This window comes from Plantactinospora sp. ZYX-F-223 (assembly GCF_039649625.1).
Classification (GTDB): Bacteria; Actinomycetota; Actinomycetes; order Mycobacteriales; family Micromonosporaceae; genus Plantactinospora.
In genome coordinates this window covers 103,274-110,487 of record NZ_JBDJAV010000032.1, presented here as the reverse complement: position 1 = coordinate 110,487, position 7,214 = coordinate 103,274, and the positions used below count along the sequence as shown (strand labels likewise).

The 7,214-nt window shown below is 72.7% G+C and carries 5 protein-coding genes; 3 read left to right on the top strand and 2 right to left on the bottom strand.

Translation table 11 applies throughout. The features are described from left to right. The first annotated feature begins 26 nt into the window (after positions 1-26). The 3 genes from AAH979_RS29050 (at position 27) to AAH979_RS29040 (ending at position 4,927) form a co-directional block, all read left to right on the top strand. Positions 27-713, top strand: a complete 687-nt coding sequence (locus AAH979_RS29050) for a response regulator transcription factor (protein ID WP_346261304.1) — start codon at positions 27-29, stop codon at positions 711-713. A gap of 900 nt (positions 714-1,613) precedes the next feature. Continuing rightward, positions 1,614-2,381 carry an ABC transporter ATP-binding protein gene (locus AAH979_RS29045; protein WP_346261303.1) on the top strand — a complete coding sequence of 256 codons (768 nt, stop codon included), beginning with the start codon at positions 1,614-1,616 and terminating at the stop codon, positions 2,379-2,381. Then, positions 2,381-4,927, top strand: coding sequence for an ABC transporter permease (locus tag AAH979_RS29040; RefSeq protein ID WP_346261302.1), 2,547 nt, complete (start codon positions 2,381-2,383; stop codon positions 4,925-4,927). The genes AAH979_RS29045 and AAH979_RS29040 overlap by 1 nt, the downstream gene beginning before the upstream one ends. 261 nt (positions 4,928-5,188) lie before the next feature. Here AAH979_RS29040 and AAH979_RS29035 read toward each other — a convergent pair whose 3' ends face one another. Both AAH979_RS29035 and AAH979_RS29030 read right to left on the bottom strand, forming a co-directional pair. Next, complete coding sequence (locus AAH979_RS29035) at positions 5,189-5,842, bottom strand: HAD family phosphatase (protein ID WP_346261301.1); 654 nt, start codon at positions 5,840-5,842, stop codon at positions 5,189-5,191. A gap of 170 nt (positions 5,843-6,012) precedes the next feature. Next, entirely contained in the window at positions 6,013-6,756 is a 744-nt protein-coding gene (locus AAH979_RS29030; RefSeq protein ID WP_346261300.1) for a neutral zinc metallopeptidase, read from the bottom strand. Positions 6,757-7,214 lie beyond the last annotated feature (458 nt).

The window sequence follows — 7,214 nt, the reverse complement described above, 5'->3', positions numbered from 1 at the left end:
GGCACGCAGCGAAGCGGAGTGCCGGCATGAGTGACGGCAGGGACTCCGGCCGGCCGGTACGCGTCCTGCTCGCCGACGACCAGCCGCTGCTGCGTACCGGATTCCGGATGGTGCTGGGCGCGGAGGACGACCTGGACATCGTCGGCGAGGCCGGGGACGGCGTCGAGGCGGTCGACCTGTCCCGACGTCTGCTCCCCGACGTGGTGCTGATGGACATCCGGATGCCCCGGATGGACGGGGTCGCCGCCACCCGGGCGATCATCGACGCCCGGCTGCCGGTCCGGGTGCTCATCCTGACCACCTTCGACCTCGACGAGTACGTCGTCGGCGCGCTCCGGGCCGGGGCGAGCGGCTTCCTGGCCAAGGACGTACCCGCCGAGGACCTGGTCACCGCCATCCGCACCGTCGCCGCCGGCGAGGCGGTGGTGGCGCCCCGGATCCTCAAGCGGCTGCTGGACCGGTTCGCCGAGACCCTGCCCGACCCGGACGCCACCCCGCCCAAGGCGATCGGCGTGCTCACCGAGCGGGAGCGTGAGGTGCTGGTCCAGGTGGCCCGGGGGCTCTCCAACGCGGAGATCGCCCGGGTGCTGTCGGTCAGCGAGACGACCATCAAGACCCACGTCGGGCACGTGCTGACCAAGCTCGGCCTCCGCGACCGGGTCCAGGCGGTGGTGCTGGCCTACGAGACCGGGCTGGTCCGGCCCGGCGCGTGACGGTGCCGCCACGGCCGTTCCGCTTGATCGGCTCGTGAAGGTGCCGTCCCCGCGAGCGGAGCCCAGCTCGATCGACCGACCGGCCGCCGCCCCGACGCCGGTGTCGTCCCGAACCCCCGACACCCGTTCACCGTCCCGAGGTCGGTCGCGCACGCCCGCCGACGGTCCCGACGGCCCGGCCGACCAACCCTGAGTCGTGCTCCGGGTGGGGCCGTCCGGCAGGCGTAGTCGGCGGGCGGCGTACCACCCTGGAGGAGTAGGCCCGACGGCCCGGAGGGCGTACGACCCGCCGGCCGTGGAGTCGTCCAGCCGGAGGACCGGCCCGGGGCACGGGGGCGTACCCGAAGACCATCCCGGCGCACGACGGCCCGCCGGCTTCCCGCGGCTACCGTTTTCCTCAGGTACGGCGAGGGTGGCGGAGGTTCCGCCGCCCGGGCGGACGGAGGGGACGACATGACCGCGACGACGGGGGCAGCGGAGCGGACCGGATCGACGTTCCGGCGATCGACGCACAGCGCAAGCGGATCATGACACACTGATACGACCCGTCCCGAGATCCGGCAGCCGGAGCCGGACAGTGGGGCCGCAACCAAACGTATCCGCCCGATGAGGAATCGGACCGTGAAATGCCGAGCCGATCCGGACCACGAACGAGATCGGCGAACGCCGGCGAGTCGTAGCCCCGGCCCGCCGGGATGCCGACACCGGCGGAGTTGACGGCTCCGACACATACCAGTCAGGGGCAACCCTGATTCGGTATCAGGGCGCACCCGCAGCGAATTTTCCGCGTCGAACTCCGTCGCGGGACGGACGCCGGGGTTGCCCGGGTCGCCGAGGATGGATGCTGCCGGTCGGACCAGGTGGTCCGGCCGGACCAAGAATGTCTAGGGGGAGATGAAAGTGACCGCGACGGTAGCTCGAGGTGCCCAGATGGCCGCCCGGGCCAACGACGTGTGGAAGGTGTACGGCAGCGGGGAGGCACAGGTCGTCGCGCTGCGCGGCGTGAATGCGGAATTCGAAAGGGCCCGGTTCACCGCCATCATGGGACCGTCCGGATCCGGCAAGTCCACCCTGATGCACTGCCTCGCCGGCCTCGACTCGGTAACCCGGGGGACGATCCATATCGGCGACACCGCCGTAACCGGACTCGGTGATGCGGGTCTCACCAAACTGCGCCGGGACAAGGTCGGTTTCATCTTCCAGCAGTTCAACCTGCTGCCCACCTTGACCGCGCTGGAAAACATCCTGCTGCCGCTCTCGATCGCCGGTCGTAAACCCGACACGGAATGGCTCGACACCGTCATCGACACCGTCGGGCTGCGGGACCGGTTGGGGCACCGCCCGGCCCAGCTCTCCGGCGGGCAGCAGCAGCGGGTCGCCTGTGCCCGGGCACTCGCCTCCCGTCCCGAGGTGATCTTCGCCGACGAGCCGACCGGCAACCTGGACTCCCGGGCCGGCGCCGAGGTGCTCGGCTTCCTGCGCCGCTCCGTCGCGGAATACCAGCAGACCATCGTGATGGTCACGCACGACCCGGTGGCCGCCTCCTACGCCGGCCGGGTGATCTTCCTCGCCGACGGCCAGATCGTCTCCGAACTCATCGAACCGACCCCGGAGACCGTGCTGGACACCATGAAGAAGCTCGACGGGCTCGCCGAGGCGGGGCTCTGATGCTGCGCGCGACCCTGAAGAGCCTGCTCGCCCGCAAGGTCCGGCTGGTTCTCTCCGGCCTGGCCGTCGTGCTCGGCGTGATGTTCGTCTCCGGCGCCTTCGTCCTCACCGACACCCTGGGCCGGTCCTTCGACACCGTCTTCAGCGACGCGTACGCCGGCACCGACGTCGGCGTCAGCGCCAAGCCGAAGATCGACGTCAGCGAGATGGAGGGAATGGAGGTCGCCGCCACCTTCCCGGCCAGCACTCTGGAGCAGGTTCGTAAGGTGCCCGGGGTGGCCAGCGCCACCGGGGTGGCCGCAGCCGACGGCGCCCGGGTGATCGGCAGCAACGGCAAGGTGCTGACCTCCGTCGGCCCGCCCCAGATCGGCTCCAACTGGACCGGCGAGAGCGGTCAGGTCCAACTGCGCGAGGGCCGGGGCCCCACCGCCGACAACGAGGTGGTCGTCAACGCGGGGGTGGCCAAGGCGGCCAAGCTCGCCGTCGGCGACCGGGTCGGCATCCTGACCCTGCAGCCGAAGCGCGAGTTCACCGTGGTCGGCATCTACGGCTACAGCGGTGACCGGGACAGCCTCGGCGGCGCCCAGGAGGTCGCGTTCACCGAACGGGTCGCCCAGGAGCTGATGCTGGGCCAGCCCGGCGTCTTCTCCGAGCTCAGCGTCAAGGCGGCCGACGGGGTCGACCCGGCGAAGCTGCGCGACGACATCGCCGGCGCCCTCGGCGACGGCTACGTGGTCAAGACCGGCGAGCAGCTCTCCGAGGACGCCTCTGCCGGGCTGAAGGAGGGGCTCGCCTTCTTCAACAACATCCTGCTCGGCTTCGCCGGGGTGGCCCTCTTCGTCGGCATCTTCCTGATCCTGAACACGTTCTCGATCATCGTCGCCCAGCGCACCAGGGAACTCGCGCTGCTCCGGGCGATCGGCGCCGGCCGCCGCCAGGTGATCGGCTCGGTCCTGGTCGAGGCCGTCGCGATCGGCCTGGTCGCCTCGGTACTCGGGCTCGGCGCCGGGATCGGCGTGGGCGCCTTGCTGGCGTACGTCTTCGGGCAGACCGCCGGTGGGCTGCAACTGGCCGGGTTGGGCGTACCACCGGCCGCGGTGATCAGCTCCTTCGCGGTCGGCCTGGTCGTCACGGTCATCGCGGCGGTACTTCCGGCGATGCGGGCCGCCCGGATCCCGCCGGTGGCCGCCATGCAGGACGTGGCGACGCCGGACCGGCCGCTGACGAAGATCTCGGCCGCCGGCGCGGTGGTGGCCGCGCTCGGCGGCACCCTGATGGCGCTCGGCCTCAGCGGCACCGGGGGCAACACCCTGCTGACCATCCTCGGCGGCGTGCTGCTCTCCTTCGTCGGGGTGGCCCTGTTGACCCCGCTGATCAGCCGACCGGTGGTCGGGCTGCTCGGCCGGCTCTTCTCCTGGTCGGTGCCGGGCAAGCTGGGCCGGTTGAACTCGGGCCGCAACCCGCGCCGTACCGCGATCACCGCCGCCGCGCTGATGGTCGGCATCGCCCTGGTCACCGGCGTGACGGTGATCCTCGACTCGGCCAAGAGCAGCATCACGGCGCTGGCCGAGGACACCATCCAGGCCGAGCTGGTGATCTCCGGGGCGCAGACCGGCCCCCGGCCGCCGAGCTTCGACCCGGCGGTGCTGGACCAGGCCGCCGAGCTACCCGGCGTGGCCATGGTGGCCGGCCTGTACGGCGACCGCGCGGTCATCGGCGGCAAGCAGGGCTGGATCACCGCGACCAGCAGCGTGCCCGCGCTGCGGGAGATCTACCGGGCCACCCCGACCGCCGGCAGCATCGACTCGCTCGGCCCCAACCAGCTCATGGTCGACTCGAAGACCGCGAAGGACCGGGGCCTGTCGGTCGGGGACACCCTGCCGGTGCAGTTGTCCCGGGGCGATGCCCGGACCTACACGGTGAGCGGCATCTACGCCGAGTCCGACCTGTTCGGCGGGTTCGTCGTTCCGGCCTCGGCGGCGGCGAACTTCGCGGTGCCGCAGCCGACGCAGGCGTACCTGAAGCTGGCGCCGGGCGCCTCGGTCGACGAGGTGATGCCGCGGGTCGAGACGCTGCTCGCGGACAGCCCCGAGGTGTCGGTAGCCGACCGGGCCGACTTCATCGAGCAGCAGGCCGGCCAGCTCGACGGTCTGCTGACGATGATTCAGATCCTGCTGGCGCTGGCGATCGTGATCGCCGTACTCGGCATCGTGAACACGCTCGCGCTGTCGGTGCTGGAGCGGACCCGGGAGCTGGGTCTGCTGCGGGCCATCGGCCTGCGGCGGAGTCAGACCATGCGGATGATCACCGTCGAGGCGGTGGTGATCTCGGTCTTCGGTGCCCTGCTCGGGGTGGCGGTCGGCACCGGGCTCGGCGCCGCCGTGGTCCGGGCGCTACGCGAGGACGGCATCACCAACCTGGTGCTGCCGTGGACCGAGATGGGCGTCTTCCTCGGCCTGGCGGCCGTGGTCGGGGTGATCGCGGCGGTGCTGCCGGCGATCCGCGCCGCTCGGCTGAACGTGCTCGGCGCGATCGCGCACGAGTAGCGGGCCGGCCTGCGGCCGTGGGGGTCCGTGGGCAGCAGGGCCGGGGGCGGCGTCGGGACGGGCGCCGCCCCCGGCCGCGTTTCCGTTCCTGTACGCCGCCGCCGGCGGCGTTCGGTTGCTGGACGCCGGCCCCGGCCACGTTCCGTTGCTGGACGCCGCTGGCCGCGTCCCGGACCCGGGCGCCGCCCGGCCGGGTTCCGGCTACGGTGCCCGGCGGGTCGAAAGCCGTGGCGGCGCCCGGGGCACCGGCTCAGCGCGTGGTCAGCGGGGCAGGTCGAGCGGGGAGAGCAGGCCGGAGAGCAGGTCCAGGTCGACTTCGGTCAGCGTCTCCAGCAGGCGTACCCCGTCGGCCGGGTCGATCGGCACCGCGTGCGGCACGGCGAGTACGGCGGCTCCGGCGGCGAGCGCACTGGCCACCCCGGCCGGCGAGTCCTCGATCGCCACGCAGCGGGAGATCGGCACGTCCAGCAGCCGGGCCGCCGTCAGGTACGGCTCCGGGTCCGGCTTGGTGGCGGCCACCTCGTCACCGCAGACCACCACGTCGAAGGTGTCCCGGCCGAGCGTCTCCAATGCGATCTCCACCACCGCGCGCCGGGTGGAGGTGACCAGCGCGGCCGGTACCGCGGCGGCGCGTACCGCGGTCACCAGGGCCAGCGCCCCGGGCCGCCACTTCAGGTCGGTCAGGAACAGCTCGCCGACCCGGCGGTCGACCCAGGCGGCGCTGACCGCCGGGTCCCGCCACGGCTGGCCCAGGTCGGTGTGCAGGATCTCCATCGAGACGGCCATGTCGGTGCCGACCATGGCGAGCCGGGCCGCCTCGGAGAGCGTGCCGCCGTAGTGCGCGGCGAGTTCCTGGAGCCCGATGTCCCACAACCGCTCGCTGTCCACCAGCGTGCCGTCCATGTCGAAGAGCACTGCGGCGAGATGCTGGCTGTTCAGGGCTTCCTCCCGGATCGGACGCGAGCTGCCGGGTCCGATCCTGCCAACGCGGGTGGATGATCTCCCGGTACCGGCCCGGAAGTGTGGCGGATGCCTCAGCCGGGCCGGCCGGGCCGGGCGCCTCACCGGTCTGGCCGGCCGGTCGCTCAGCCGAGGTCGCAGGCGTCCAGCGAGCGCTGGTAGCCGGCGAAGAACGCGTCGGTGCGCTGCTGCGCGGTCCCGTGCGCTCCCTCGGCGAACCAGGGCTGGCCAGGCTCGTCGGCGACCGCCCGCAGCCCGGCGCCCAGCTCGTCGAGGTCGCCGTCCTCGATCGTCAACGCCCGGGCCCGCACGGAGTCCCCGAGGTACGCCCCGGCCATGCAGTCGGCCTGCAACTCCTGCTGGATGGTGAAGTCGTACCGGATGCCGAGCCGCACCTGCACGCCGTGCGCGTACTCGTGCCCGAGCAGGTAGTACAGGAACGCGTCGCCGACCTGCCGGAACGCGGCGACCGCCCAGTTGACGTCGTACGCGATGAAGTCGCCCGCCGAGCAGTAGACGGCGTTGTTGCGCGGCAGTACCTGGCCGGCACAGTCGACCTCGCCGTCTCGTTGGTAGGTGACGATCCGGCGGATCGGTCGGAACCGCTCCCCTGCCGCCTCGAACCGCCCCGTCCAGTACTCCTCGGCGACCCGCACCGCACCTTCGATGTCGCGCTCGAACTCGTCCACACTCATGGTGCCGTCGGCCCCGGCCCCGGCGCTGCCGCTCGCGGCGGGCGTTCCCTGATCGCCCGGCACCGACGGATCGTCCTCGCCCGTCCCCCCGGCGAAGCAGGCGCCCGCGACGACCAGCGTCACGATCAGCGCGAGCGGCGGCCAGAACCGGTCGGTACGGCGCAACGGACGCATCGCGGCCTCCCACGGGTCGACGGACCAGAACACTTCCCAGGGTGGGCACCGGGCCAAACCCCGCCCGGTGAGCGGCCGGAGACCCGCCACAAGTATGCGGCGGCGCGGTACCAGGTATGCGGAGTGCGCCGGCCCCCGTGCACCGGCCGGCCCGTGCGCCGCGCCGCGCCGCGCCGAGCCGCATTTCCCGCGATCACGTGAGATTGTCGCCGCGGTTCCCGGCTAGACCGGAGGCGTGACGACAACCAACGCCCTGTCGGGACGGGCCACAACCGACCGGACCGCAACCGACCGGGCCGCAACCGCCGGCGACTGAGCCGGCCGCCGGAGCCCCGCCCAGGATCGCGGCCACCGCCGGCGCCGTGGCCGCCACGCTCGGCGCGGCCCGCCGCACTCCCGTCCGGTGCCGAGCGGCGGCCACGCCCCCCGCCGCAGGCCGGGAGCGACCGCGCGACCAT

What these genes read in the sequence shown, in the direction of transcription:
- AAH979_RS29050 (WP_346261304.1), top strand. Translation starts at nt 27, where the DNA reads ATGAGTGACGGCAGGGACTCCGGCCGGCCGGTACGCGTCCTGCTCGCC.
- AAH979_RS29040 (WP_346261302.1), top strand. Translation starts at nt 2,381, where the DNA reads ATGCTGCGCGCGACCCTGAAGAGCCTGCTCGCCCGCAAGGTCCGGCTG.
- AAH979_RS29030 (WP_346261300.1), bottom strand. Translation starts at nt 6,756, where the DNA reads ATGCGTCCGTTGCGCCGTACCGACCGGTTCTGGCCGCCGCTCGCGCTG.